General features: G+C 40.7%; 3 protein-coding genes and 1 pseudogene. 3 read left to right on the top strand and 1 reads right to left on the bottom strand.

Annotated elements, in window-relative coordinates; translation table 11 throughout:
- The 3 genes and pseudogenes from WBJ10_RS14580 to WBJ10_RS14570 form a co-directional block, all read left to right on the top strand.
- Positions 1-230, top strand: a pseudogene (locus WBJ10_RS14580) (F0F1 ATP synthase subunit alpha); the annotation flags it as partial.
- 84 nt (positions 231-314) lie between these two features.
- Complete coding sequence (gene atpG, locus WBJ10_RS14575; protein WP_424291557.1) at positions 315-1,193, top strand: ATP synthase F1 subunit gamma; 879 nt, start codon at positions 315-317, stop codon at positions 1,191-1,193.
- Positions 1,194-1,256: 63 nt separating this feature from the next.
- Positions 1,257-1,463: a hypothetical protein gene (locus tag WBJ10_RS14570; protein ID WP_424291555.1), complete on the top strand. Its 207-nt coding sequence runs from the start codon at positions 1,257-1,259 to the stop codon at positions 1,461-1,463.
- 55 nt (positions 1,464-1,518) lie between these two features.
- Here the strand turns inward: WBJ10_RS14570 and WBJ10_RS14565 are convergent.
- Positions 1,519-2,241 (bottom strand): patatin-like phospholipase family protein (locus WBJ10_RS14565; protein ID WP_424291553.1); only part of this gene is annotated, 723 nt, incomplete at its 5' end.

The following is a 2,241-nucleotide window of genomic DNA, read 5'->3' as shown; positions in this document are numbered from 1 at the left end:
AGTTCTCACCAGAACCAGTTGAGAAGCAAGTTGCGATTCTTTACGTAGGTACTAAAAACCTAATGCGTAATGTTCCTGTAAACAAGGTAAAAGAATTTGAAGCAGAATTCATTCAGCAATTAGAGCAACGTCATCCTGAAGTTTTACAGGGACTTAAAGCTGGTAAATTGGATGATGAAATTACCAAGGCGCTGGAGACGGTTGCTAAGGAATTAGGAAATAAATATTAATAAGATTTGAGACAATAGATTTGAGATTTGAGATAGAGACTTTTGTTCTCACATCTCATATCTCACATCTCGCATCTAACAAAAATGGCTAATTTAAAAGAAGTAAGAAACCGTATAGCATCCGTTACCTCAACGCAGCAGATCACTAAAGCCATGAAAATGGTTTCGGCGGCTAAGTTGAAGAGGGCAACCAGTGCTATTATACAGTTGAGGCCTTACGCCAATAAGATGAGAGACATCCTGGCTAATCTTTCAGCCAGTTTGGAACAATCAAATTCCCCTTTTATTCAGGAGCGCGAGCCAAACAAAGTGTTGATCATTGCAATATCTTCGAACAGGGGACTTGCAGGTGCATTCAACATGAATGTGATCAAAACGGCGAACAACCTCATTTCTGAGAAATATGCTGATCAGTACCGTAAAGGGAATGTTCAAATTGTTGCCATCGGAAAGAAAGTTCAGGATTTTTATGAGAAGCGTAAATATAATGTTGTCGGAAACAATAATGAACTGTATACCGACCTGACTTTTGAAAATGCTTCGAAGATCACGGAAGCGATCATGGCTGGTTTTGCTAAAGGTGAATACGATAGGGTAGAGCTGGTTTACAACTTGTTTAAAAACGCCGCTGTTCAGATTCTTACTACTGAGCAATTATTGCCGGTGCCAAGAGCAGCAGTAACTGAAAGTACAAGCCAAACGGATTATATCCTCGAGCCTTCACAGGAAGAAATTGTGGAGCAGCTAATACCTAAGTCAATCAAGACACAGGTTTATAAAGCTATCCTTGATTCACACGCTTCAGAACACGGTGCGCGTATGACGGCAATGGATAAGGCAACAGAAAATGCAGGCGATCTTTTAAAAGCGCTTAAACTTTCTTACAACCAGGCGAGACAGGCAGCAATTACCACAGAACTTACGGAAATTGTAAGTGGTGCAGCAGCCTTATCAAACGGATAAAAGCAGATTAGAATTTTAAACTGTAAAATAGATTAGTATTTTCGTAGATCTCAAACACAGAAAATGGAAGAAACTTATAAAAACAAACGCACCGAAGAGTCAAATGACCCTGCACATTACAACCTGATTGTTGTCGGTATTGTAATCGGCCTGATTGGTACTTTCCTTCGTTTCACAGGCAGCTGGATGTTTATTGATGCCATTTCGAATATCTTGTTCATTATTGGTACTTACATCTGCTTGAAAGCGGTGTTGAGGATTTTGAAATAACCTAACGATTTATAATATATAGGAAGCCCGTAACGGATAGTTATGGGCTTTTTGGTTACTTCTCCTTTATCTTCGCAATCAACCCCACCAACTTTTCATCACTCTTCAACTTCATCAGCGCTGCATTATACGATAACCAATAAATCTCTTCCGTTTTCTTCACATCAAAAACACTTGTTGCCCCCATTCCCTCCGGCTCGATAAGGACGTCGAGGTACTGACATTTGTTTTCCATATCCGAGTTGATGGACATGATGGCAGCCCTTTCGAATAACTTGCGGAAATTTGAGATGGTACTTACTACAGGTAGGTGATTGCAAGACGAACCAATTATAAAATCGCAATCCCGTCGGATGGGTTCAATTGGAAAGTTGTCGAGTACCCCGCCATCCACATACATTTTCCCCTCGATAATGATAGGTTTAAATACTCCTGGAATAGAACAGGAGGCCAGAACAGCTTCAATTAGATTACCCGATGAGAAATACCTCAGCTTCCCCTCACTAAAATCCGTAGCAGCGATAACCAATGGTGTTTTTAATCCCTCAAATGAATCATGGGGTAAATGCTCCAAAAACAAGGGCCTCGTATTATCAAGTGAAAGCAATCCTGCATTTCTGAAAGCTGGTCGAAGAAATTTATAGAGCTGGGTTTTTAAAAAGATCTGCAGAATAGCATAAGGCTCCATCCCCTGCGCATACAATGAACACACAATCGAACCCGCACTGGTGCCGCCAATCTTGCAAAATTTAATACCCGCTTCAGTAAGCGCCTGAAG

The organism is Daejeonella sp. (assembly GCF_049655485.1).
Lineage (GTDB): Bacteria > Bacteroidota > Bacteroidia > Sphingobacteriales > Sphingobacteriaceae > Daejeonella.
Note: the sequence above shows the minus strand (reverse complement) of the source record. Positions and strands in the feature narration are given on the sequence as shown.

Coding starts and splice junctions, on each gene's coding strand:
- atpG (WP_424291557.1), top strand. CDS start 315: ATGGCTAATTTAAAAGAAGTAAGAAACCGTATAGCATCCGTTACCTCA.
- WBJ10_RS14570 (WP_424291555.1), top strand. CDS start 1,257: ATGGAAGAAACTTATAAAAACAAACGCACCGAAGAGTCAAATGACCCT.